Below are 24,519 nucleotides of genomic sequence, written 5' to 3'. Positions count from 1 at the left end.
GCGAAGACGTCGTGCAGGAAGGTCTTGGCCGTCTTGCGGAAACGAAAGCGGGACATCGCTCAGTGCTCCCGCGCCAGGGTCAGCAGCGCCCGGATCTGACCGGCGCACAGGCCGACACGTTCGGCCCGGCCGCGCGCCGCATCCATCGTGACGCCAGCTCGCAACGCCAAGGCCAGGACGATCGCCGCCTGGACCTGGATGTCGAAGCTTCGCCCTTCGCGGGCGGCGTCGATTTCGGCCCCGGTCAGGCCGGCTTGCGAAGCCTCCTCCGCCACGGCGGGTTCGGTCGGAAACAGGGCCAGCCGGACCTGCACGGCCAGCTTCGGGTTCAGATCTGCGGGGGTCATCGTTCTCTCCGGCGGGGTTGGCCGATGAGATCGGTATGAGCCCCACGCGGGATCGGAAGAACGCGGATCCGGCGGAATGGATTGTTCCGCCGATCGAAACGTCAGCGAGACGATCCACTCACCATTTCACTGTGCGGAATAGTGCCTTTACCCCGTCACGGCTTCAGCGCAGCGGGGCGGCGTCTAGTTTTCGGGACATCGGATGGACGCCGTGTCCAGCCGCTCCGCCCCAAAGGACACGACGATGCGTCTGCACTACTTCCCGCTCTCGGGCCACGCCCACCGCGCCCAGCTGTTCCTGTCGCTGATCGGCGTCGAGGCCGAACTGATCGAGGTCGACCTGGCCGGCGGCGCCCACAAGACGCCCGCGTTCCTGAAGCTGAACCCGTTCGGCCAGGTGCCGGTGCTGGAAGACGGCGACATCGTCATCCCGGATTCCAACAGCATCCTCGTCTATCTGGCCAAGAAGTACGGCAAGACCGACTGGCTGCCGGAAGACGTTGTCCAGGCCGCCCAGGTGCAGCGCTGGCTGTCGGTCGCCGCCGGCCAGCTGGCCTACGGCTCGGCCGCCGCGCGCCTCGTCACCGTGTTCGGCGCCAAGTTCGACACCGACGAGGTCATCGGCCGCGGCCACGCCCTGCTCAAGACCCTGGAAGACCTGCTGACCCAGCAAGACTGGCTGGTCGCCGGTCGCCCGACCATCGCCGACGTCGCCCTCTACAGCTACACGGCCCGCGCGCCCGAGGGGAATGTCGACCTCGAGCCCTATCCCGCCGTTCGCCAGTGGCTGGCCCGCATCGAGGCCCTGCCGGGCTTCGTGCCGTTCCGCCGCACGCCCATCGGCCTGGCCGCGTAACGCCGCCGGATCGCCAGGGAGAGCGCCATGACGACGACAGAGATCGAAAAGCCCTCTCCCTGGCATCGCGGCGAGATCGAGATTCAGCGCGCGGTCGGCGTCGACAAGCGCATGGACGAGATCGGCCGCCGCGTGCTGCGCGACTACCTGCTGGACCAGCATCGCCAGTTCTTCCCGCAGCTGCCGTTCCTGGTGGTCGGCAGCGTCGATCCGACCGGCGCGCCCTGGGCGACGATCGTCGCCGGCCAGCCAGGCTTCATCAGCTCGCCCGACATCCACACCCTGGCGATCGCCGCCGTGCGCCAGCCCAGTGACCCGGCCGATGCGGGCATGGAGGACGGTGATCCCGTCGGCCTGCTGGGTATCGAGCTGCACACCCGCCGCCGCAACCGCATGAATGGCGCGCTGGTCCGCCGGCCCTATGGCTTCGACGTCACGGTCGGCCGCAGCTACGGCAACTGCCCGCAATACATCCAGCTGCGCGACTTCGACGTGATCGGCGATCCGGCCGCGCCCTATGGCGGTCAGGTCGAGACCTTCGAGGTCCTGGACGCCGAGGCCCGGCGGACAATCGAAGCCGCCGACGCCTTCTTCGTCGCCTCCTATAGCGACGAGAACGGCCGCGAGGTCGACGTCTCGCACCGGGGCGGCAAGCCCGGCTTCGTGCGGATCGGGCAGGACGGCGTCCTGACCATCCCCGACTTCGCCGGCAACCTGTTCTTCAACACGCTGGGCAACATCCTGCTGAACGGCAAGGCGGGCCTGGTGTTCGTCGACTTCGCCACCGGCGACCTGCTGCAACTGACCGGCGACGCCGAGGTGGTGCTGGATTCGCCCGAGATCGCCGCCTTCCAGGGGGCCGAGCGCCTGTGGCGCGTGCGCCCGACCCGGTTCGTGCGCCGCCGCGCCGCCCTGCCCGTCCGCTGGAGCACCCGCCAGCACGGCGCCTCGCCCAACGCCCTGATCACCGGTAACTGGGACGAGACCGCCGCGCGCCTGAAGGCCGCTGAATTGGCCAACCAGTGGCGACCGTTCCGGGCACGGAAGATCACGCAGGAAAGCGCCACAATCGCCTCGTTCGAGCTGGAGCCCGCCGACGGCGCGGTCGCCATCCCACACCTGGCCGGCCAGCACCTGCCGATCCGCGTGCAGCCGCCCGGCGCCGAGCGCCCGGTGATCCGCACCTATACCCTGTCGGTCGCGCCCTCGGACCCGTTCTACCGGATCAGCGTCAAGCGCGACGGACTGGTCTCGCGATATCTGCATGACCACATCCGCGAGGGCGACCTGATCGAGGCCCGCGCCCCGGCCGGTGACTTCACCATCGACGCGCTCGAGAAACGTCCCGCCGTGCTGCTGGCGGCCGGCGTCGGCATCACGCCGATGATCGCCATGGTCCGCCACCTGCTGTTCGAGGGCTTCCGCAAGCGCGGCGTCCGGCGGACCTACATCTTCCAGGCCGCGCGGACCAAGGCCGAGCGGGCCTTCGACGCCGAGCTTTCGGCCCTGGTCGAGGCCACCGGCGGCGCGATGCATCTGACCCGGATCCTCAGCGACACCGAGGGCGCCGATCCTGACGACTACGAGCTGCTGGGTCGCCTGGACATGGACGCGTTGCGCGCCGAGCTGCCGTTCGACGACTACGACTTTTATCTGTGCGGCCCGCCGGCCTTCATGCAGGCGGTCTATGACGGGCTGCGCGGGATGAACATCGCCGACCGGCGCATCCACGCCGAGGCGTTCGGTCCTGCCTCGATGCAGCGCACGCCCGACGTCGGGGCCGCGCCAATCCCGGCCGGCCCGCCGCCGGCGACGACCTCCAAGCCGGTCTTCTTCATGGAGTCCTCCAAGGAGGCCCGCTGGGAGCCTGGCTCAGGCACGCTGCTGGACCTGGCGGAGGCGCGCGGCCTGCAACCGGAGTTCAGCTGCCGCGCCGGGACCTGCGGCTCCTGCAAAACCAGGATCGTTCAAGGCGCGGTCTCGTATCTGAGACATCCTACGGCCCAGGTCGGCGACGACGAGGCGCTGATCTGCTGCGCGGTCCCGGCGGCCGACGGCCAAGCGCTGCAATTGGCGCTGTGATCCCTATCTACCTTGCGAACCAGGAGCTCCCCATGTCCCGTCCGCCGCTGCCTCCGTTCACCCGCGAGAGCGCCATCGAGAAGGTCCGCCTGGCCGAGGACGGCTGGAACAGTCGCGACGCCGCCAAGGTCGCCCTGGCCTATACGACCGACACCCGCTGGCGGAACCGCGCCGAGTTCCTCAACGGCCGCGACGAGGCCCAGGCCTTCCTGACCCGCAAGTGGGCCAAGGAGCTGGACTACCGCCTGATCAAGGAGCTGTGGGCGTTCGAGGGCAATCGCATCGCGGTGCGCTACGCCTACGAATACCACGACGACAGCGGCAACTGGTTCCGCGCCTACGGCAACGAGAACTGGGAGTTCGACGCCGACGGCCTGATGCGCCACCGCCACGCCAGCATCAACGAACACCCGATCAGCGAAGCCGACCGCAAGTTCCGCTGGCCGCTGGGCCGGCGGCCGGACGATCATCCCGGGCTGAGCGACTTCGGGTTCTAGTCAGCGGCCCTTCAGCCAGACCTCGACCCACCAGCTGGGCGAGGCGTCCTCGATCGAGGACGTCGTCCACGCCAGGACATCCGGATGGGTCATCCAGAAGCCGAGCGGCGGCGCGTGCCCCGTGTTCTCGAAACGCAGGTCCGCGTCCCGGCCACGCGGCACGTTGCTGTTCGGCATGGCCCACTGCTCTTGAGGAGGCGGACTGACGTCGTCTCGGAAATGCAGCGCGGCCTCGGTCAGCCCATCCCGCGCCGAGCCCGTGACCACCTCGCGCGTGGCGGGATGGCGCTGGAGGAACGCGACGCCGGCTTCCTCGGTGAGGACGATAGGCTTGAACGCGGAGGGCGGCTTGCGGGGTGTCACGGTCATGGTGGTGCGGCTCGTTGGCGCTAGGCCCTGGCGGCCCAGGAGGGACTCGAACCCCCGACCTTCGCTTTAGGAAAGCGCTGCTCTATCCTGCTGAGCTACTGGGCCTCGCTTCGCGCGGGCCAGGGTCAATAGCGCAAGATGGCGGGCGTGCGAACCCCGTCCACGGCAGGTGGGGGCGAACGCGGTGCGGCATTTCAAATCGATCTATGTGCAGGTCCTGATCGCCATCGCGCTGGGCATATTGGTCGGCGCGCTGTGGCCCAAGATCGGGGTGGCGGTGAAGCCGCTGGGCGACGCCTTCATCAAGCTGATCAAGCTGGTCATCGCGCCGGTGATCTTCTGCACCGTGGCCGGCGGCATCGCCCGCATGGGCGACATCAAGGCGTTCGGCCGGGTGGGCGTCAAAGCCCTGCTCTATTTCGAGGTCGTCTCGACCCTGGCCCTGATCCTGGGCCTGGTGGTCGGGCGCACCCTGCGCCCCGGCGACGGCTTCAATATCGATCCCGCCACGCTCGATCCGTCCATCGCCGCCGGCTATGTCGAGAAGGCCAAGCACGGCGAGGGGCTGGTCCCCTATCTGCTGCACCTGATCCCCGACACCTTCTTCAGCGCCTTCGCCGAGGGCAACCTGCTGCAGGTGCTGGTCATCGCCATCCTGACGGGCTTTGCCTGCACGCGGCTGGGCGACTTCGGCGACAAGGTCGCCAATGTGCTGGAGGACGCGGCCAAGCTGTTCTTCGGCGTCATTCACATCGTGGTCCGCCTGGCGCCGCTGGGCGCGTTCGGGGCCATGGGCTTCACGATCGGCAAGTACGGGATCGGGGCGCTGATGCAGCTGGGCGCGCTGGTGGCGACCTTCTACATCACCTCGCTGCTGTTCGTGCTGGTGGTGCTGGGGACGATCGCCTGGGCCAGCGGCTTCTCGATCCTGCGGTTCCTGGCCTACATCCGCGAGGAGCTGCTGATCGTGCTGGGCACCAGCTCGTCCGAGAGCGTGCTGCCGCAGATCATGGAGAAGCTGGAGAACGCCGGCGCGCGGCGCTCGGTCGTGGGTCTGGTCATTCCCACCGGCTACAGCTTCAACCTGGACGGCACCAACATCTACATGACCCTGGCCACCCTGTTTCTGGCCCAGGCGACGAACACCCACATCAGCCTGGGGCAGGAGTTGGCCTTGCTGGGCGTGGCCATGCTGACCTCGAAGGGCGCGTCGGGGGTCACGGGCGCGGGCTTCATCACCCTGGCCGCCACCCTGGCGGTCGTGCCCGACATCCCGATCGCGGCCCTGGCGGTGCTGGTCGGCGTCGACCGGTTCATGAGCGAGTGCCGGGCCCTGACCAACCTAGTCGGCAACGGCGTGGCCACCCTGGTCGTCGCGCGCTGGGAAGGCGCCCTGGACCGCGACAGGTTGTCGCGCGTCCTGCGGGGTGAAAAGGGCCCCGTCGAGCCCTCCGCGGCGTGAGCACGGCCAGCGAGCGCCGGCGCAAGACCTCGCCAGAACGTTGATCTAGCAGCGTTCTTGCACGGCTCGCGCCATATTCGTCGGCTATCCGACCCACACCGTCGCACAAGCTCAACCTTGGCGCATGTGCAAACGATCACACCAGCGTCCGGCGGCTCCGCTTGTCCGGCGCCGTCTGCATGTTAGGGTTTCAAACACAACCGACGTGCGATCTTCAAATAATGCTGGATTTGGCCCCTAGAGACGATGTCACGAAGTCCGAAACGGACCTGCTGACGCTCATCGAAACGATCGAGGCCCTGTCGGCGACCCGCACCATCAGCGAAGTGGCCGAGGTCGTCCGCAAGGCGGCCCGGCGCGTTTCCGGCGCCGACGGTGTCGCCTTCGTCCTGCGCGACAACGACAAGTGCTGGTACTTCGACGAGGACGCGATCGGCCCGCTGTGGAAGGGCAAGCGCTTCCCGCTGACAGCCTGCATCTCGGGCTGGGCGATGCTGAACCGCCAGACGGTGATCATCCCCGACATCTATCTGGACGAGCGCATCCCGCACGACGCCTATCGCCCGACCTTCGTCAAAAGCCTGGTGATGACGCCGGTGCGCATGGAGGATCCGGTGGCGGCCATCGGCGCCTACTGGTCGCACGAGCACGTCCCCGCCCCCGAGATCGTCAAGAAGCTGCAGGTGATCGCCCGCGCCACGGCCTCGGCCCTGGAAAGCGGCCGGCTGCACGACAGCCTGGTCGACGCCCGCCACCACGGCACCTTCCTGCTGCAGGAGCTGGACCACCGGGTGAAGAACACCCTGGCCATCGTCCAGTCGATCTCGCGCCAGACCCTGCGTTCGACGCCGACGCCGGAAGCCTTCGCCGAGACCTTCGAGAACCGCATTCTGGCCCTGTCGCAGGCCCACGAGCTGCTGACCCGCCGCGCCTGGGGCCGCGCCGACCTGCACGAAATCCTGAGCAAGGCCCTGGCCCCGTTCAGCCCCGACTTGGCCGAGCGGTTCGACATCATCGGCCCGGCCCTGACCTTCAGCGCCGAGACCTCGGTGTCGGTGCACATGACCCTGCACGAGCTGGCGGTGAACGCGGCCAAGCACGGCGCCCTGTCGACGCCCGAAGGCCGGGTGGTGATCCGCTGGAGCGTCGAGGAAACCGCGACGCCGCCGATGCTGACCCTGACTTGGCGCGAAGTTGACGGCCCGGCCGTAGCCGGCAAGCCCGAGCACAAGGGCTTTGGCCTCCAGATGATCGAGCGCGGCCTGTCGCGCGACCTGGGCGGCAAGGCCAATCTCGACTTCACGCCGGAGGGCGTGGTCTACACCCTGCGCGCTCCGCTGTCGCAAAGGATGAGTCTCGCGGCATGAAGTCCAGCAAGGTGATGATCGTCGAGGACGAGGCCCTGGTGGCCATGATGGTCGAGGACATGCTCGGCGATCTGGGCTGCGAGATCGCCGGCTCTTTTGGGGCCGTCAATGACGCCCTGGAATGGCTGGGCAGCGGCGAACCGGCGCCCGACGGCGCGGTGTTGGACGTCAATATCGGCGGCGAGATGGTGTTCCCGGTCGCCGAACAGCTGCGCGAGCGCGGCGTGCCGTTCGTGTTCGCCACCGGCTATGGCGACCTGCCGCGCAAGGGCTTCGAAAGCATCGAGGTCCTGGCCAAGCCGATCAATGCCGGCGCCCTGCGCAGGGCCGTGGACAAGTTCCAACCCGAATAGCCTGCCTCACCCGCCCTCGCGGATGAAGTCGATGAACGCTCGCAACGGCGCGGGCGCGCGGCGACGGCTGGGATAATAGAGGTAGAAGCCGCTGTAGTACGGACACCAGTCCTCCAGCACCCGCACCAGCTTGCCCGCCGCGATCAAGTCGGTGACCTGCTCCTCGAAGGCGAAGGTCGCGCCGATGCCGTCCAGGGCCGCCTGGATGGTCAGCTGCTGGTCATTGAGGGCCAGGGGCCCGTCGACCTCGATGTTGACCTCGATCCCGCCGCGCTCGAACTCCCAGGCGTAGAACCGGCCGCTGGCGAAGCGGTAGCGGATGCAGGGGATTTCCTTCAGCTGCTCGGGCGTGGTCGGCTTGGGATGTTTCTCGAAAAAGGCCGGCGAGGCGACGATGGCGGTGCGCTGGCGGCCGCCGATCGGCACGGCGACCATGTCCTGGGCGATGGTCTCGCCAAAACGGATGCCGGCGTCGCAACCCTCGGCCACCATGTCGACCAGGGCGGAGTCGGCGATGATCTCGACCGTCACCCCGGGCTGCTGAGCCAGGAACCGGGTCACCATCGGCAGCAGGACCATTTCGGCCGCCCCGCGCGCGGCGTTGAAGCGCAGCGCGCCCATCGGCTGGCCGCGGAAGTTGTTGAGATCGTCCAGCGCGTCGTCGATGTCGCGGAAGGCCGGCGACACGCGCTCGAACAGTTGCTCGCCGGCCTCGGTCAGGGCGACGCTGCGGGTGGTGCGGTTGACCAGGCGCAGGTCCAGGCGCTCCTCGATGCTGCGCAGGGCATGGCTCAGCGCCGACGGCGTGCAGCCCAGCTCGTCGGCCGCGCGGCGGAAGCTCTTGTGGCGGGCGATGGCCAGGAAACTGGCCAGGTCGGCGGGCGCGACGGGACGCATTGATGAGATCAACTCACTGACTTGTCGAGAAATGGGATGATTATCTCATCTAAGCGCGAGGTCTAGATATTCCTCCGTCGCCGCGACGCTCCCCGGACGCGGCCAAACGGAAGGAACGAGACATGCGCACCTGGTTCATCACCGGCGCCTCGCGCGGCTTCGGCGCGCTGATCGCCAAACACGCCCTGGCGGCCGGCGACGCCGTCGTCGCCACCGCCCGCAACCCGGCCTCGATCACCGAGCGCCTGGGTCAGCATCCCAACCTCCTGGCCGTGGCGCTGGACGTCACCGACGAAGCGCAAGCCCACGCCGCCGCCAAAGCCGCTGTCGAGCGCTTCGGCCGGATCGACGTGCTGGTCAACAACGCCGGCTACGGTCTGCTGGGCGCGGTCGAGGAAGCCACCGGCGCCGAGGTCGAGGCCCTGTACCGCACCAACGTCTTTGGCCTGCTGGCCGTGACCCGCGCGGTGCTGCCGCACATGCGTCGCCAACGCTCGGGCCGGATCCTGAACCTGTCGTCGGTGGGCGGCATCCGCTCGGGCGCGGGCTTTGGCGTCTACTGCTCGACCAAGTTCGCCGTCGAGGGCCTGACCCAGGCCCTGGCCGCCGAGCTGGCCCCGCTGGGCATCTTCGCCACGGCCGTCGAGCCCGGCTATTTCCGCACCGACTTCCTGGACTCGACCTCGCTGAGCATCAGCCCGGCCAGCATCGCCGACTACAACGAGACGGCCGGCGTGGTGCGGACCCTGGCCGCCCAGGTCAGTCACAACCAGCCCGGCGATCCCAACCGCCTGGCCAAGGTGCTGGTCGAATTCGTCGATGCGCCCAACCCGCCGGTCCGCCTGCCGCTGGGCAGCGACACGGCCGCCGCCACTGAGGCCGTCGCGGCCGCGCACCTGGCGGTGCTGAAGGACTGGCGGGCCGTGGCGGAGTCGACCGACTTCCCGGCCGAGGAAGCCGCCGCTTAAGGGCCGACCCGCAGGACCAGGATCTGGTTGACCTGGTTGGCGTCGTAATTGTCGTCCGAAGCCAGAACCAGCGTGCGGGCCCCGTCCTTGAGGCGCGGGCCCCACGCCATGACTTCCAGATTGTCGATCCGCACGCCCAGGCTGTCGAAGTTCAGCAACAGGCGCTTGTCGGCGGCCCGCACCGGCGTCGCCGACAGGCTCCCGATCTTCGAGACATCCTGTGCCTTGGCCAGGTCGGCCACATAGAGGCGGATGTGGTAGCTGTAGCGCCCATCCGCGCCCTTGATGCCCGAGCGCTCCAGCACCAGCAAACGGTGGCTATCCAGGGCCAGGACCTCGCTGATCCCGTTGTCGCCGACGCCCACGGGCGAGGCGACCTGCACCGGGTCGATGCGATAGGCGTACTGGGCCAGCACCTTGCCCGCGCGATCCAGTTTCGTCAGGCGCGTAAGGCCGCCCTCGGCCACCGAGGGGATCGGGCCGTCCTGGGCCAGGGGCCATTCCATCGACAGCCACAGGGACCGTCCGTCGACGGACCAGCTCATGCCTTCGGTGGTGGCGTTCTTGCGCGCGCCGGTCTTGCCGCTGTCGTGGAAGGTCAGGTTTTCAGGCACGACCTGTCGCGCGACCGGCGTCCCGTCGGCCTTCATCCGCCGCACCGACGGCGGATAGCCGTGGTCGAAGTCGCCCTCGGTGGCCCAGACCAGGTCGTGGTTCAGCGGATCGAAGCGGATGGACTCGCCGTCGGCGGCCTCGGTCCCTGCCTTGCGGTCGGGGAAGGTCGAACCGTCCTCGCGGCGCAGCGGGATCATCGCCTCCAGCACCGGACCGCAGGGTTTTCCGGGGCGCACGTCGAGCCGCCCCAGGAAGGCGTGCGAGGGCCCATGCTCGGACTTGTCGTCGCTGATGAAGGCCCAGAGGTCGGTGCGCGGATCGTGGTCTATCCCTGAGATCCCACCGTAGCCACCGCCCTGGAACGCGATCTGCTTCGGCGTCTCGCAGGCCTTGAGCAGCGAGACCCGCTCGGCCGAGGCGGCCGGCGTCGCCAGCAGCAGGACGGTCAGGGCCAGCGCCTTCATAAGGTCAGCTCCCGCAGGGCTACGGGACCATCCTCCCAGCCGATCAAGGCGGCTTTGGCCTCGGCGCGCTCGACCGCGATGGCCAGCTTGGTCCGGAACTCGACGGGATCGATCGTGAACGGTTGACTCTGTTGCTCTTCCGCATGCAGGCGCGCGCGCCCGTCCGCCGGCAGGATGTAGCCGACGTCCTGGCGGCGGAAGTTGGCGATCCGCGACTGCACGTCGACCAGCCAGTTCAGCGACACCACCTGGCAGCCCGCCGGCGACAGCAGGGCGTTGTGCAGGCCCGAGCCGAACTCGCCGGCCACCACGCTGGCGCGCGAGAAGATCTTGGCCTGCTCCGCCCAGGGCAGCGCCTCGGGCCGCACCAGGGTCAGGCCCAGCTCTTCGGCGACGCCCTCGATCTCGGCCTCGTTGGTCAGCTCGCGGAAGGTGGCGCCCACCCCGGCCCGGCTGACGAACACCTTGTCCGGCGTCCCGCCACGCGGCCAGGCCAGGGCCTCGCGCTCCAGGCTCCAGCGCAGGACATCGTGGAAATAGTAGTCCTGGCTCAGCATGTGCGGGAGCAGGACGGTCCCGATCTCCACCGCTTCATCGCGCGGGTAGTAGGTGACGATCTCCAGGTCGGGGACCAGCTCCTGGGCGATCTTGGCCACATAGGCCGGGGCGGTGACCGGCAGCAGCAGCGGCGCCACGACGCCCGCCGCCAGCAGCGCCCGGATCAGGAACAGCTTGGGATACATCTCGGTCAGCCAGTGACCCCAGACGTAGTTGTAGTGGGTGATCACGAACGCCCGGTCCAGCCGCTTGCGGGCCGGGACGTCGAAGCGCCAAGCGTCGGCGGCGATGTCGTGCGCGTAGCGATAGCGGATGTAGCGGGGATAAGCCTCGTCGGCATGGACATAGGCGTCGTCCAGCTTCAACTGCGCGCCCGATCCGCCCGCCACGGCGCGGTGGACGACCACCAGGTCGATCTCTGGCGCGACCACGTCGGGCAGGTCGTGCATGCCGTTCAGCATCTCGCCGGCGCAGGGCCACAGCATCGGACGCGGCGGGATCGGCCCGCTGGAGCCCATCAGCTTGACCCTCGCGACCCGCTGCGCGCCGTTCAGGGCCTTGCCCATCGAGAGCCGATCCGCGCCGGTGATGTCGACAAACGCGACCACGGCCTACAGCGCCTCGTCCAGGAAGGTCAGGAACGCGTCCAGGTCCAGCCGCCACGCGAACTCAGAGGCCGGAGACGACAGGCCTTCGGTCAGGACTTCGGTGTCGTTGGGCAACGCGGGCGATGAGAAGGTCAGCGTCTCGACGCCGCCCCGTTGAGCCAGGTCGCGCACCCAATCTCCTGCGAGAGCGTCGGGCTGGATCTCAACAACCTTCGTCCCCGATCGACAAAACAGAACATTGGCCATGGCCACGCCGGTTGCGCCTACAACGATGTCGGCGCGATGGAACAGGATAATCTGCGCCCGGATCGACCAGACCTCGGGGCGCACGACAAAGAAGCCGCGTGCTTCCAGAGCCGCTTCCAGTTCGGCCTCGTTGAGCAACTGGCCCTTCAGCGCGCCCCGGCGGCTGACATAGATGCGCTTGGGGGCGCCCGGGTCGTGCGGCACCGCCACATGGGTCAGGATCCGCTCGCGCGCCAACGCCAAGTCCGGCGCCGCGAACACCGCCTCGCCCAAGCGGACAATCGGCGCCTCGACAATCGTGGGCTTCACCGCCCCGCCCAGGGTCAGGTCCAGCAGTTGCGCCTGCCAGGGCAGCAGCGGCGGCGCGATCGGCGGATGGCTGGCCAGCGCGCCCGTCTGCTCGGCCGCGACGAGGCTTGGCAGGTCACCCAGCAGGAAGCTGGCGTAGTTGTGCAGGCCGCCCCAGCTCACGAACACCGTGGCGCGGGGGATCTGGACCGCCTCGTGGGGCAGGCCGAACTGGGTCGTCTCGCCCTCGCGCCACGCGTTCGGCAAGGCCGCCAGGGTCGGGGTGTAGGTCAGCGCCGAACGGACAGTGGCCTCGAACACCCGCCCCTGGTCATCGAACACCGCCCCAAAGGCCGGTGCGTACCAGGCGTCGCGCACCACGGGATCGCTGCTCTCAGCGATCGTCAGAGGTACAGAGGGCGGCCTAGGAAGCGGAGCTTTAGGAACCAGGGTCTTCAGCCGGCGCGCCGTTCGGCGGGCCAGGCTCATCACCTGTTTCACAGCTCGAAGCTCGCGCGATAGCCGGCGCGGGCGACGATCGCGGCGGTCAGCCGCTCGATCGCATGAGCCGTCGTGCCGTCGACCCGGCCCAGCTCCGGCTCGAAGCCGATCTCGGCGTCGGCCAGATCCGACAGCGGCGCGAAGGCCTCGGTCCGTCCCCAGAACATCGAGCCGGCCGCGAACGGCGTCTCAGGGCTAGGCTTCAGCCCCATGCGGGCCGACAGGCGCTCCACGGCCGCGCCATTGTTGGCCATGACGTCCGGATCGCCGATCCGCATGCGGGCCTCGGACGAGGCCAGCAGGCCCAGCTTCGAATCCTGGGCGAAGGCGCGCAGGGCCAGGGACGCGGCCTCGCCGCCCAGCAGGCCGTCGAACAGCTCGGCCCGCCATTCATCGCCCTTGGCCCGGTGCGGCGAGCGTTTTGAGTGCAGCTTGCAGAACACCGAATAGCCCAGGGCGCGGGCGCGGCGCAGGGTCTGGACGAACGGCCGGATGTCGCGGCCGCGGTTCTCGGCGATGGCCAGATGCGCGGTCGGGAAAGCGGCGCGGACGCGAGCCAGGTCGGCCTCGTTCCAGCTCTCCGGCACGGTGATCATCACATCCAGACCGCCGGCCGTCGCGGCCAGGCGCTGGGCGAACCAGTCGATCAGCTCGGGATAGAACAGGTGCAGCAGCACCACGGCGTCGGCACGCTTCTGGAAAGCGCCCTGCGCCTGCGCCACCAGCGGATGGGCGTCGGTCAGGCGCGGGACATAGGCCCCCAGGGCCGTGCGGGTGGCGTGCAGATAGCCGTGGCCGAACCAACGGTCAGGCTCGAGGTAAGCCCCCTCGCCCCACTCGTTCCAGGCGTTGACGAAGACCATGGCCTGGCCCTTCGGATGCCGCGCCTCGACATGCTTCAGCGCCCCCGACAGCCAGGTCAGGTAGCTTTCCGGATCGGCGTTGTGGAAGGCGTGGCCGGCCCACGGCTTGCGGGCCTGATTGTCCCAGCCCGGCATGACGCCCGGCACGAAGGCGGCGGGCGCGCCCTCCAGCTCGTCCAGCTTGTGCTGCACCACCGTTGGATAGTCGTAGACCTTGCCGGTGAAGTTCGGATGCAGCGGCGTCACCGAGCGGGTGATCTCACCCTCGACGATGGCGTGCGGCGGGAAGTCGATCAGCCCGTCGAAACCGTGACTGGCATAGTCCTGGAAACCGAACGCCGTGGTGCACAGCAGGTGCAGCTCGCCCAGGCCCATGGCCCGCGCCTGCTCACGCCAGCGATCGGTGGTGGCCTTGGCGTCCGGCAGGATCTCGGGGCGATACAGCACCAGCACCGGCTTGCCGCCGACCTTCAGGTAGCGCGGATCGCGGATGTAGCGGGCCATGTCCTCGAACACGGCGCGGTCGTCTTCGGGCGAGTGGTCCTGGCCCATCAGGACGTCGCTCTCGTCGCCGTCCCAGCGCCGGGTCCAGTTCTCGTTGGCCCAACACAGGGCGAACGGGAAGTCCAAGGTCGGATCGGCCAAAACGAGCTCAATCGGCCGCTCCAGCAGGCGCTTTCCGGCGAACCAGTAGTAGTGGAAGCAGAAGGCCGAGACACCCGCGCCCTTGGCCAGGTCGATCTGTTGGGCGATGACCTCGCGCTGGCGCAGGTCGTAGAACCCCAAGTCCGCCGGCAGGCGCGGCTGGTAGTGCCCCAGGAACTGCGGCTGGGCCTTGGAAACGTTGGTCCACTCGGTGAAGCCCTTGCCCCACCACAGGTCATTCTCCGGGAACGGATGGAACTGCGGCAGGTAGAAGGCCACGACCTTGGGCGCGTCGGCCGGCAGCACGATCGGCGCGGCGATCGGCGCGGCGAAGTGCGGGCTGCGAAGGTTTTTCGAGACCGCGATCGCATGCTGGTAGGTCGCCCGGACCGGTCCAGCGTCGCCAGCGGCCGCGCGGGTCCCGCGCGAGCGTTGCATCAGCGCCCTGCCTCGCCGCCAGACCGCGCCGATAGGCTTGCCCAGCGGCCCCAGGGCCGGCTTCAGCGCCTGGATCACCGCGCCGCGCAGGCCGCGCGGATCCGCGCCCAGGTCGCCGACACGGGTGACCTTAAAGTCGCTGACCGTGAAGGCGCACTCGCCCTCGGACGGGTCCAGGCGGACGGCGTTCAGCTGCCAGCTGCGAGCCGGCAGCGAGGCGAACCAGCCGTCGGGACCGGCCTTCAGGCGGGTGTAGGAGTCCTCGGAAAAGCCGTCGCCCCAGTCGGCATAGAGCGCCGGACCGACCAGCTGGCCCTCGACGGCGTCCAGCTTCAGGTCGATGCGGACCGCTTTGGCGGCCTTCAGCCCCGCCCGCTCGGCGCGGGTCGGAGTCCACAGCATCTGCGGGTCGCCGCCGGCCGCCGCCAGGATCGTCCGGCCCTGAGCGTCGCCGCCCCGGATCGTGACGTCGCGGCCAGGCTTGAGACCGGACGGGAGGCTGCTCATGCCTTGCCCGAAAGCCGGGCCAGCAGCCGCGTGAAGAAGCCTTGCGGGCGGTTGGGATCACGCTTGCGGATGACCACCGCCGCCTGAAAGAAGCGGGCCGGATCGTCGATGTAGCGCACCACTTCGCCGCCGTGCGGGGCGGCTTCCTTGGCCACGTACTTAGCGGTCACGGTCGTGTCGCCATAGACGTCGGACTCGCGATAGGCGCCGCCGCCCGAGGGCAGATAGGCGATGCCGTCCTTGGCCAGCTCGGCCCGCATGCGCGGCAGCTGGTCCTTGTAGGCCGACAGGGCCACGTGCCAGGCGTTGGACGAGTTGGGATCGGCCGCGTCCATGAAGTCCAGGAAGCGCGGTGGCTCGACCGTGAACACCAACAGGCCGCCCGGGGCCAGCACGCGCATCAGCTCGGCCAGCCAGGCGCGGAACAGGTGCGGCGGCAGGTGGGTGAAGACCGAATAGGCCGTCACCAGCCGGAAGTGGCCGTCGGCGAACGGCAGCGGCTGGCCGTTGACGATGGTGTCGAAGCTTCCCGGCAGGTTGGCGCCGGCGCAGAAGGCGACCATGTCGGGATCGATGTCGACGCCCACGATGTCGTCGGCCTGGAAATCGCGCAGGAAGAAGCGGCCGATGCGGCCCCAGCCGCAGCCGAAGTCCAGATAGCCCTTGCCGCTGGACTGCTTGTAGCCGCGATCGCCCATGCTCTCCTGGGCGAAGCGATAGAAGCGGCCGGCCTCGTCCAGGGCGTCCTCATAGGCCGAGCCGACGAACTGGCGCTGGATCTCGGCCGACGGGAAGTCCGGATACAGAACCCCACCCTGGACCCGCTCGGCGACCGAACGCTTCAGGCGCGCCAGCCACACGTCGGCGGCCACGCCCTTGAGGTCTTCGTGCGCGATACGACGGACGGTGTCGGTCATGCGGCCTGGGATTCCTTGTAAGCCAGCCATTCCTCGGTGGTGCCCAGGAAGGCGATACGGCCGCCCTGCAGTTCGCAGACGCGGTTACAGACCCGGCGGACCAGGTCGTGGTCGTGGGTGGCCAGGACCACGATCTTGGCGTCCTCGACCATCCGGTGCATGCGGTCGGCGGCTTTCTGCACGAAGGCGGCGTCGCCGGCGCTGAGCCACTCGTCCAGCACCAGGATGTCAGCCTCGAACTCGGTGGCCACGGCGAACATCAGGCGCGCCTGCATGCCGGCCGAATAGGTCCGCACCGGCAGGTGCAGGAAGTCGCCCAGCCCCGAAAACTCGGCGATGGACTCGATCCGGCTTTCGATCGTCTTGCGCGACAGCCGGCGCATCATGCCCAGCTTGTGGATGTTGCGAAGGCCGGTGGCCTCCATGTCGAGACCGGCGTTGATGGCGATCATCGAGGTGATGTCGCCGTCGATCGACAGCTCGCCACGCGTGGGATGATAGATGCCGGCGATGACCTTGAGCAGGGTCGTCTTGCCCGAGCCGTTGTGTCCGACCAGGGCGATGCGGTCGCCCTCGACAATGTCCAGGCTGATGTCGTGCAGCGCCTTGACCGCGGCGACATCGCCGGCGGCCTTGTACATCTTGCCGCCGACCGCGAGGTTGAACACGGCGCTACGCAGCGACTGCGAGCGCAGGCTGTAGACGAAGTAGTCGAGGTCGACGTTGTTCAGCGTGATCCGGTGCGTCATCGCCTGCTCCTACAGCCAGAAGACCACGCGTTTGCGGAACAAGGCCAGCAGCGTGAAGGCGATGACGGCCAGGACGCCGGTTGTACCCAGGGTCCAGCACCAGTCGATGAGGGCCGGCGCGTGGCCGGTCAGCGGGGCGCGCAGCAGTTCCACCTGGTGGGCGAACGGGTTCAGTTCGACCACCCAACGATGCTTGGCGCTGACATTGGTGGCCATCCAGAACACGGGCGTCACATAGAACAAGAGCTGGACGACATAGCTCATCATGTAGGCCACGTCGCGGAAGCGGGTCGACGGGACGGCGATGACGAAGCCCTGCAGGCCCACGATCAGCAGCATCACCACGACCGCCGGGATCAGCGTCCAGTGCGGCACCACGAACCGGCCGATCAGCAGCATCACCGCCCAGTATGCGATGGCCTGGAACAGGAAGTTCGTCGCGGCCTTCTGGACGTGCAGGAAGACGTAGAAGCTGAGCGGCAGACGCTGGTTCTGCATCAGGCCCGCATTGTAGAGGAAGATCGCCTGGGACTCGGCCATGGCCGTGCCGACCAGCGACCAGGCCAGAAGACCCGCCACCACCTGCGGATAGTTTTTCATGATGTCCGCGCCCATCAGGGCGCTGACCAGGAAAGCCAGGGCGAAGGCGACGACCAGCAGGTTGCAGGCCATCCAGAACGGACCCAGGATCGACCGCTGGAAGCGCGAGGCCGTCTGGTCCAGGCCGAGCCGCCACCACAGGGGCGCGAGACGGATCCCGTCTCCCACGTCCTTGAGCGCCGCCATCACGGGACTCGGCATTCGCGACCTTCCAAAACGCCACGTCGGGCGACCAGTAAGGGGCCTGCTTATAGAGCCCCGAGCCGCCCGACAATTGCTTTGGAAGGTCGATGAACGACGTGTTGCGTAAAAACTATAGTTCCAAGCCCGTCAGTCCAGGATTTTGAACCGGATCGCCGCCCCGCCGCCGGGCGCCATGTCCAGGTCCAGGCTGTCCTTGGCGGTGACGATCTTCTTCTCGACCGTCAGGGCGCCGGGGTTGGTGCGGAAGTCGGCCCAGGGGCCGTCGCGATAGATCTGGGCCTCGTAGCGCTTGCCGGCGGTCAGGAAGTCCAGCTTCTGGCTCAGCTTGCGCGGCTGCTCGTCGGTCAGGGCGCCCAGGAACCAGTCCTTGGCCCCGCGCTGCTGGCGGGCGACGACGACATAGTCACCGACCTGGCCCTGCAGGGTCCTGGACACCTCCCAGTCGGTCGGCACATCGCGGATGAACTGGAAGGCGTCCGGACGGGCCTCGTAGTTCTCCAAGAGGTCGGCGGCCATGTGGATCGGGCTGTAGAGCACGACATAGAGAGCCAGCTGGGTGGCGATGGTCGACTGGCCGCGACGGGTCAGCTCGGTCTTGCCGTGGACCACGTCCATGACGCCCGGCGTGAAGTCCATCGGCCCGGCCAGCATGCGGGTGAAGGGGATGATCACCGTGTGCTCGGGCGGATTGGTCGGATCGCCCCAGGCGTTGAACTCCTGCCCGCGAGCGCCCTCGCGGCTCAGCATGTTGGGCCAGGTGCGGCGCAGGCCGGTGTCCTTGACGGGTTCGTGGGCGTCGATCGAGATCTTGTGGCGGGCGGCGACCTCGGCGACGTGCAGGTTGTGGCGCACCATATATTGGCCGGCGAACCACTGCTGCTGGCCGTCCTGGTCGACGATCGTGCCGCTGTGGCGGACATAGCCGGTCTTGACCTGGCTGACCCCGACGCTCTCGTAGAGCTTCATGGCGTCTTCCAGCTGGGCCTCGTAGTTGGGCACAGCGCCGGCCGTCTCGTTGTGGCCGATCAGCTTGACGCCCTTCGAACGGCCATAGTCGGTGATCGCCTTGATGTCGAAGTCCGGATAGGCCTGGGTGAAGCTGAACTTCTCGCCATTGGCGATCCAGTCGCCGTCCCAACCCTTGTTCCAGCCCTCGACCAGCACGCCGTCAAAGCCGTACTTGGCGGCGAAGTCGATATAGCGCTTGGTGTTCTCGGTGGTCGCCCCATGGATCGGGCCGCTGCCCCAGGTCGACCGTTGCAGGTGCATCTCCCACCAGATGCCGACGTACTTGCCCGGCTTGATCCACGACGTGTCGGCGAGCTTGCTGGGCTCGTTGAGGTTCAGCTCGATGCGGCTGTCGGCCAGGGCCCCGGCGGTGTCGCCGATCAGCACGGTGCGCCAGGGCGTGGCGAAGGCGCCGGTCTTCTTGGCCAGGATCCCGTCCTGCCACGGCATCAGCTTGGCCTTGTAGGTCCCCGCGCCATTGCCGGCGAGCAGCATGCTGGGGAAGTCGATCAGCGCCGCCTCGTGGAACGACAGGTGCAGCCCGCCTTTCTCGCGCATGGTCAGCGGCGTCTCGGCCAGGGTGATGCGCCGGGCGTCGGTCTGCTTGTAAAGGTACTCGTCGCGCTCCTGGCCCAGAGCCTCGTACCACCAGGCGTCATAGGCGCCGACGGGCTTGAACTCGGTGCGGTCGTCGGTGACCGCCACGGCCTGGCCGGCCGGGATCGACGTGTAGGCGTAGCGGAAGCCCAGGCCGTCGTCGAAGAGCCGGAAGGTAACGTCAACACTCTTGTTCAACGGGGTGTCGCCGGCCAGCGAGACGGTCAGTTCCGAATGATTGTCGCGGATGACCCGCTGCTCGCCCCAGGGCTGCTCCCAGCTGGTGTCGCTAGCCGAGCGCTTGGCGGCCGTGATGCTCGAATAGCGCGCCTGCGCCTCGCCGGCGAAGGTCAGGCCCATCGCCCCCGGGGCCAGCACGACCTTGCCGCCCTTGCTCACCTCGTAGAAGGCCTGACCGTCCTTGGTGAAGACGCACACCTCGATCACCTTGCCCGGCGACTGGGCGCACTCGCGTTCCGCGGCCTGAGCGAGCGCCGGCGAGGCCAGGGCGGCCAGCAGGGCCAGGGTTCGGAAGCTCATCGAACGGTCTCTTTCGAAAAGGGCGCCCCGGCTCCGCAGGATCGGAGCCGGAGGCGCAGGGGGAGAACTTGGGCTGGACGGATCCAGCCGAACGCAAGGTTGGCGCGCACTGGACGCCCGCGCCGGACGAAGATCGGACAAGGGGGTACTGGGCGGGCGCTATCCGGTGTCGACCGCCTCGATGAAGCCATTGGCCGTCAGCCGGCCCGCAGCGGGATCGGCCGCGCCACGGCCTTGGCCCAGGAGGCCGGCGTGGAGGACGTGGCCTCGGTAGAGGATCAGTCGGTTGAAGACGGGCTCGACCGCTTCGATCAGCTCGTAGCCGGGCGTGTCGGCGCCAGCGAAGGCGCGGCGCTCGTGGGTCAACTCGGCCTTGAGAGCCGTTGCGTAGGCGTCCGTGCGGCTAGCGTCGACGGACTCAAAGCCGGTGGCCTGATGGCGGAAGAAGCCGGTGCCGCCGAAGTCGCCTTGGCAGAAGTAGTGGACCATGGCCAGGCGGCTGGGATCCGGCCCGTCCAGGTGCGGAAGCGTCTGCACCGGCGTGGCGGCCGAGGCCGGCGTGGTGGCCAGGGCGAAGAAGCCGAAAAACTTCAACACCGCACTGGCCGAGACACCGAACGCCGCCTCGATCGGTCCGCGCAAGGCCGTGACCACGGTGCGGTAGTAGGCCTCGGGCAGGTTGGCGTTGAGGCCCGGATAGTTGGTGTGCGGCGGGCGGTAGAAGTCGGCGGCGCGGGCGGCGTCGACCATGGCCCATGGGTCGGCCAGCACGTCGTCGACGATCAGCAGCGGTTGCTGCTCCTGGCCGATCTTGCGCAGGCGAACGCTGATGTTTGGCCCCAGCATCAGGGGTTTGACGGCGGTCGCGACGGTCATGTCGGCGACCTCAGCACGGCCATCTTCAGCTGCTGCTTCAGGGCGTTGCGCTGGGTGGGGCTCAGGGTCCCGAGCGCACCACGCAGGGCCTCGGGGATGTGCGCCGTCGCCTCGCCCCGGTCGCCGAAGACATAGGTCGCGAACATCTCGCGCCAGTAGGCTTTCTCGCCCTCGGGCAGGTCCTTCAGGGCCAGCAGGGCGATCTGGAAAACGTCGACCGGCCGTTCCAGGCCCACGGCCGTGTCGCCCCACCAGTAGTTGACCATGGCGTTGTAGGGCTCGAGCGAAGTGACGTGGTGCCACCAGTGCTTGGGCATGAAGAGCGCGTCACCGGGCTCCAGCCACGCCACGCGCGCGGCGGCGTAGGCGTCGCGGTACTTCGGGAACTTTGCGAGATCCGGCGCTTCCGGATCGACCAGCGACAGCGGCGGCGGGTTCTCCAGCGGGCCGACATAGAGGTTCGACACCTGCTCGGGCGGATAGAGCACGAAGCGGCGGCGGCCCGAGAGCACGCAGGCCAAGTTGTGGTCGCGGTCGTTGTGGGTCTGGGTCCGCAGCGATCCGCCAACCCACAGGCGCGGCATGACCTTGGGCGAGACCAGCGGCATCGGGTTCTGGCGCACGAACTCGGGCATGTGCGTGGCCAGCGGCAGCATCTGGATGGCCACGAAAGGCGCGTCCTTCTTGCCCAGCAACGCCTCGATGCGGTCCAGGGTCTGGCTGATGCCGGCGTTGCGCTTGGAGAAACTGAACTCACGCAGGTCTGGGCCGTAGGCGTACCAGCCATTGGTGCTGGCCGGAGCCTCCATGACCGGGCCCGGCAGGCCGCTGTCCATGGCCTTGAGATAGGCGTTCATGGTCCCCGGCGAGCGGCCAGCGGCCAGAGCGGGCCAAGTGTCGACCAGGCCCTTGATCACCACCGGCGCCTCGGCCGCGATGATGCGCTCGAAGCCTTCCGGGCTCGGCGCGGCGACGGCGGCCACGCGCGGCAGGGCCTCCAGGCTCAGGGCCGGATCGATGGCCAGGCCGCTATCCATGGACAGGCTCCCGGCCGCAGAAGCTCTCCAGATAGAGGTCGTGGGTCGGCTGGCGTTCGACCTGGTCCTTGATGAAGGTCAGGATGCGTCGGAACTCGTGCTTCATCAGCTCAGGCGAAGTCGCGTCGATCATCGGGGCGTGGCTGTCGGGCGTGACGCCATGGCCGACGAACACCGCCCGCCAGCTGTCATGAGAGAAGCTGTCGTGCTCGAACGGCGCGATCTCGCCCCGCGCGCGGAACAGGGCGATGCGCTGGGCCAGCTCGGTCGACACCGGCGCCTGGCGGGCGCGGATCCAGAAGTCCGAGGCGCCGTAGCCGTTCACCGCATAGTGCAGCTGCTGGAAGTCGCGCACCCGCTCGAACTGCTCGGCCACGGCCTTGTTGTAGGCGCCCTGCTCGTATCGCCAGTCACCGGAGACAGGGAACAGGGCCAACAGTTGAACGAGACCCATCTGCACCGCATGCAGGTCGACGCCGTGCAGCGGATCGAACACGCAGGCCGCCTCGCCGATGGCGACGACGTTGCGGTCCCAGGCCGACAGGCTGCGACCGGGGGCGAAGGCGCGCACCGAGGCTTCCCGGATCGGCAGGCCCGAGGCGGCGCTGGCCGCCTGCAGCGCTTCTTCGTCCGTACACAGATCCGAAGCATAAACCTGGACGATGTGGGTGGCGGTCTGGGCCGGATACAGCGCCGTCCAGCCACGCGCCCAGGCGCGGGTCTCGGCATAGGCCGGGATCGACGGGAAGGCCGGGGCCAGGGCGGTCAGGACGCGGTCGGCCGGGAAACTCCAGGCCTCGCGCGGGCTGTCGATCAGGCCTTCGACGTCGATGAAGAGGTCGCCGATCACGCGGCGGCCTTCGCCAATGCCAAGGGCGGTGACATCGCCGGCCTCGGTGCGTTCGACCGTGACGTCCAGCGCCTGATAGGCCTCGACGCCGCGGCGGACGGCCAAGCTCTTCAGCGCCCCGGCATAGGCCAGAGCCGGCAGGTGATAGCCGTAGTCGGCGCGGCCGAAGACTTCGGTCTCCTCGTCCGGCATCACGAAGCGGCCATGCTTGGCGGCGGCGGCCATCAGCGAGAAGTCGGCGAAGGCGGCATTGAGGCCCAAGCCTCGCGCCTTCAGCCAGAACGGAAAGAAGTCCCGCCCGTCTATCGGCGCGCCATGGGCGCCATGGGCGTGGAAGAAGCTTCCCGCCTGGCCGGTCAGGTCAGTGAAGTTGCCGCCCAGCGAGAACGTCCCGCCGACGCTGCGCAGCAGCGCCGACTCGTCCAGGCCCAGCAGATTGTGAAGAGCCTCCAGCGCCGGCAGGGTCGCGTGGACGCTGGCGGCGGTCAGGCGGCTGGGCAGCTCGACCGCCGTGACCGCCACACCGGCCGGCTGCAGCGCGGCGCGCAGCACGGCGGCGGACAGCCACAGCGGGGCGTCGCGGCCCACAACCACAACGGACTTGGGCGCGGCGCTCATTGGGCGACCGCCTTTCGCGGCGCCTCGGCCGCTCCCGGCGCATAGCGGGCGATGAAGTCGGCGTGCGAGCTCATCGCCGCCACGTTCGTGTCGATCCGCGTCTTCAAGTCGGCGAGCTTGGCGCCCAGCACGTCCAGCGGCATGGTCTCGGCCAGGCGGTCATAGGCGCGCGGCGTCAGCCCCTGCCCTTCCAGCACCGACAGCCAGCTGTCGCGCGAGAACAGACCGTACTTGTAGTCCGGCAGGCCGGCGCGGCCCTCCCACAGAGCCAGCTTCTCTTCCAGGCTGGCGGGGATCTCCATGGTCCGCACGTGGTCCCACAGCGGCTGGCCGTGATGCTGGTTCAGACGGTAGTGCAGGATCAGGAAGTCGCGGATCCGGTCGTACTGGATCTCGAACAGGCGGTTGAACTCAGCCGACAGGCGCGGATCCAGGCCGGTACGCTTGGTCGGCATCAGGTTGATCAGGTCGACCACCGCCGCCTGGATCAGGAAGATGCTGGTGCTCTCCAGCGGCTCCAGGAAACCGCTCGCCAGGCCCATGGCCACGACATTGCGGGTCCAGCCCGACTTGCGACGACCGGCGGCGAAACGCAGCAGCTTCGGCTCCATCTGGGCCGGCGCGTCCAGCTGGGCCAGCAGGGTGTCGCGGGCCCGTTCCTCGTCCATGAAGGCACTGGAAAACACGTAGCCATTGCCCGTGCGATGCTGCAGCGGAATGCGCCAGATCCAGCCACCCTCCTGGGCGGTGGAGCGGGTGTAGGGGGAAAAGTCGCCAGCGCGGCCGCACGGCACGGCCAGGGCGCGGTCGCACGGCAGCCACTTGGTCCAGTCCTCCCACTCGGCGCCCATCTTCCCGCCCAGCAGCAGCGAGCGGAACCCCGAGCAGTCGATGAAAAGGTCGCCCTCGATGCGCTGTCCGGACCGCAGGGTGATGGCGGTGACATCGCCGCGCTCGCCGTCCTGGGCGATGTCAGTGACCAGGCCCTCGATCCGCGTCACGCCCCGGGCGGTCGACCACCGCCGCAGATAGGCCGCATAGAGGCCGGCGTCGAAGTGATAGGCGTAGGCATAGGTCGAGCGGATCGACTTTTGATCCTCGTTCGGAAACTCGAAGGCGTTCGCGCGGGCCGCGACCACGGCGTACGAATAGGCCTGCAGCGGCGCCGGCTCGAGACCGGCCAGCTTGGCGCGCGCCCAGTGATGCTGGAAGTCGACCCCGGCCCAAGGCTCGCCGAACGTGCCGAACGGGTGGTGATAGAGGTCGCCCGGCTTGCCCCAGTTGCGGAACTCGATGCCGAGCTTGAACGTGCCTTGGGTCTCACGCAGGAACTCGACTTCGTCGATGCCCAGCATGTCATTGAAGGTCTTGATGTGCGGTAGAGTGGCTTCACCCACGCCCACCGTCGCGATCTCGTCGGACTCGACCAGGGTGATGGCATAGTCGCGCGGGTCCAGAAGCCGCGACATGCCGGCCGCGCACATCCATCCCGCCGTGCCTCCGCCGACGATGACGACTTTGAAGGTGTCTGCCCGCATGGCCGGACCTCGAATGGGTCCGGCGCCGCGACGGTGATCGCGGCGCCGTTCCTC

At 68.4% G+C, this 24,519-nt stretch carries 22 protein-coding genes and 1 tRNA gene; 7 read left to right on the top strand and 16 right to left on the bottom strand.

All coding sequences use genetic code 11. From position 1 onward, the window contains the following. Positions 1–59: 59 nt before the first annotated feature. Positions 60–347, bottom strand: coding sequence for a hypothetical protein (locus AC07NF_RS09450; RefSeq protein ID WP_494632021.1), 288 nt, complete (start codon positions 345–347; stop codon positions 60–62). Between the two features lie 244 nt (positions 348–591). Here AC07NF_RS09450 and AC07NF_RS09445 point away from each other — a divergent pair, with 244 nt between their 5' ends. From AC07NF_RS09445 to AC07NF_RS09435, 3 genes are read left to right on the top strand one after another with little or no spacing between them, the layout of a single operon-like run. Further along, positions 592–1,203 carry a glutathione S-transferase family protein gene (locus AC07NF_RS09445; RefSeq protein WP_494632022.1) on the top strand — a complete coding sequence of 204 codons (612 nt, stop codon included), beginning with the start codon at positions 592–594 and terminating at the stop codon, positions 1,201–1,203. Between the two features lie 27 nt (positions 1,204–1,230). Beyond that, the gene (locus tag AC07NF_RS09440) at positions 1,231–3,285 is read left to right on the top strand and encodes a 2Fe-2S iron-sulfur cluster-binding protein (RefSeq protein ID WP_494632023.1); all 2,055 of its coding nucleotides are present in this window, start codon (positions 1,231–1,233) and stop codon (positions 3,283–3,285) included. Positions 3,286–3,317: 32 nt separating this feature from the next. Then, positions 3,318–3,782 carry a nuclear transport factor 2 family protein gene (locus tag AC07NF_RS09435; RefSeq protein ID WP_494632024.1) on the top strand — a complete coding sequence of 155 codons (465 nt, stop codon included), beginning with the start codon at positions 3,318–3,320 and terminating at the stop codon, positions 3,780–3,782. Here AC07NF_RS09435 and AC07NF_RS09430 read toward each other — a convergent pair whose 3' ends face one another. After that, positions 3,783–4,151 carry a hypothetical protein gene (locus AC07NF_RS09430; RefSeq protein ID WP_494632025.1) on the bottom strand — a complete coding sequence of 123 codons (369 nt, stop codon included), beginning with the start codon at positions 4,149–4,151 and terminating at the stop codon, positions 3,783–3,785. A gap of 28 nt (positions 4,152–4,179) precedes the next feature. Next, positions 4,180–4,256: transfer RNA gene (locus AC07NF_RS09425), tRNA-Arg, on the bottom strand. Positions 4,257–4,335: 79 nt separating this feature from the next. Here AC07NF_RS09425 and AC07NF_RS09420 point away from each other — a divergent pair. From AC07NF_RS09420 to AC07NF_RS09410, 3 genes are all read left to right on the top strand, one after another. Then, on the top strand, positions 4,336–5,613 hold the full coding sequence (locus AC07NF_RS09420) for a dicarboxylate/amino acid:cation symporter (RefSeq protein ID WP_494632026.1): 1,278 nt from the start codon (positions 4,336–4,338) through the stop codon (positions 5,611–5,613). Positions 5,614–5,834: 221 nt separating this feature from the next. Next, the gene (locus AC07NF_RS09415; RefSeq protein ID WP_494632027.1) at positions 5,835–6,980 is read left to right on the top strand and encodes a sensor histidine kinase; all 1,146 of its coding nucleotides are present in this window, start codon (positions 5,835–5,837) and stop codon (positions 6,978–6,980) included. Further along, positions 6,977–7,333, top strand: coding sequence for a response regulator (locus AC07NF_RS09410; protein ID WP_492814091.1), 357 nt, complete (start codon positions 6,977–6,979; stop codon positions 7,331–7,333). The genes AC07NF_RS09415 and AC07NF_RS09410 overlap by 4 nt, the downstream gene beginning before the upstream one ends. A 6-nt stretch (positions 7,334–7,339) precedes the next feature. On the opposite strand, the gene AC07NF_RS09405 is transcribed toward AC07NF_RS09410, so the two are convergent. Continuing rightward, positions 7,340–8,230, bottom strand: a complete 891-nt coding sequence (locus AC07NF_RS09405) for a LysR family transcriptional regulator (RefSeq protein WP_494632028.1) — start codon at positions 8,228–8,230, stop codon at positions 7,340–7,342. Positions 8,231–8,352: 122 nt separating this feature from the next. On the opposite strand from AC07NF_RS09405, the gene AC07NF_RS09400 reads away from it, so the two are divergent. Further along, a complete protein-coding gene (locus AC07NF_RS09400; protein ID WP_494632029.1) occupies positions 8,353–9,198 on the top strand; it encodes an oxidoreductase in 846 nt (281 codons plus the stop codon). Here AC07NF_RS09400 and AC07NF_RS09395 read toward each other — a convergent pair. The 12 genes from AC07NF_RS09395 to AC07NF_RS09340 all read right to left on the bottom strand — a co-directional run bounded on the left by AC07NF_RS09395 (position 9,195) and on the right by AC07NF_RS09340 (position 24,465). After that, positions 9,195–10,277, bottom strand: coding sequence for an esterase-like activity of phytase family protein (locus AC07NF_RS09395; RefSeq protein WP_494632030.1), 1,083 nt, complete (start codon positions 10,275–10,277; stop codon positions 9,195–9,197). The two genes, AC07NF_RS09400 and AC07NF_RS09395, sit on opposite strands and share 4 nt — an antisense overlap. After that, a complete protein-coding gene (locus AC07NF_RS09390; protein ID WP_494632031.1) occupies positions 10,274–11,443 on the bottom strand; it encodes a glycosyltransferase family 61 protein in 1,170 nt (389 codons plus the stop codon). The genes AC07NF_RS09395 and AC07NF_RS09390 overlap by 4 nt, the downstream gene beginning before the upstream one ends. Before the next feature lie 3 nt (positions 11,444–11,446). Then, complete coding sequence (locus AC07NF_RS09385) at positions 11,447–12,358, bottom strand: glycosyltransferase family 61 protein (protein WP_494632032.1); 912 nt, start codon at positions 12,356–12,358, stop codon at positions 11,447–11,449. A gap of 116 nt (positions 12,359–12,474) precedes the next feature. Beyond that, on the bottom strand, positions 12,475–14,931 hold the full coding sequence (locus AC07NF_RS09380) for a glycoside hydrolase family 99-like domain-containing protein (protein ID WP_494632033.1): 2,457 nt from the start codon (positions 14,929–14,931) through the stop codon (positions 12,475–12,477). Then, the gene (locus tag AC07NF_RS09375; protein ID WP_494632034.1) at positions 14,928–15,848 is read right to left on the bottom strand and encodes a class I SAM-dependent methyltransferase; all 921 of its coding nucleotides are present in this window, start codon (positions 15,846–15,848) and stop codon (positions 14,928–14,930) included. Before AC07NF_RS09375 ends, AC07NF_RS09380 begins: the two co-directional genes overlap by 4 nt. Then, entirely contained in the window at positions 15,845–16,597 is a 753-nt protein-coding gene (locus tag AC07NF_RS09370; protein WP_492814078.1) for an ABC transporter ATP-binding protein, read from the bottom strand. Before AC07NF_RS09370 ends, AC07NF_RS09375 begins: the two co-directional genes overlap by 4 nt. Before the next feature lie 9 nt (positions 16,598–16,606). Further along, positions 16,607–17,398: an ABC transporter permease gene (locus tag AC07NF_RS09365; RefSeq protein WP_494632035.1), complete on the bottom strand. Its 792-nt coding sequence runs from the start codon at positions 17,396–17,398 to the stop codon at positions 16,607–16,609. A gap of 129 nt (positions 17,399–17,527) precedes the next feature. Beyond that, entirely contained in the window at positions 17,528–19,546 is a 2,019-nt protein-coding gene (locus AC07NF_RS09360; protein ID WP_494632036.1) for a glycoside hydrolase family 97 protein, read from the bottom strand. A gap of 159 nt (positions 19,547–19,705) precedes the next feature. Then, a complete protein-coding gene (locus tag AC07NF_RS09355) occupies positions 19,706–20,422 on the bottom strand; it encodes a DUF6445 family protein (protein WP_494632037.1) in 717 nt (238 codons plus the stop codon). Next, a complete protein-coding gene (locus AC07NF_RS09350; RefSeq protein WP_494632038.1) occupies positions 20,419–21,459 on the bottom strand; it encodes a cupin-like domain-containing protein in 1,041 nt (346 codons plus the stop codon). Before AC07NF_RS09350 ends, AC07NF_RS09355 begins: the two co-directional genes overlap by 4 nt. After that, complete coding sequence (locus AC07NF_RS09345; protein ID WP_494632039.1) at positions 21,452–22,927, bottom strand: tryptophan 7-halogenase; 1,476 nt, start codon at positions 22,925–22,927, stop codon at positions 21,452–21,454. The genes AC07NF_RS09350 and AC07NF_RS09345 overlap by 8 nt, the downstream gene beginning before the upstream one ends. Further along, on the bottom strand, positions 22,924–24,465 hold the full coding sequence (locus AC07NF_RS09340; RefSeq protein ID WP_494632040.1) for a tryptophan halogenase family protein: 1,542 nt from the start codon (positions 24,463–24,465) through the stop codon (positions 22,924–22,926). Before AC07NF_RS09340 ends, AC07NF_RS09345 begins: the two co-directional genes overlap by 4 nt. Between the last annotated feature and the right edge of the window lie 54 nt (positions 24,466–24,519).

Source organism: Caulobacter sp. GW821-FHT10A06, assembly GCF_059415805.1.
Note: the sequence above shows the minus strand (reverse complement) of the source record. Positions and strands in the feature narration are given on the sequence as shown.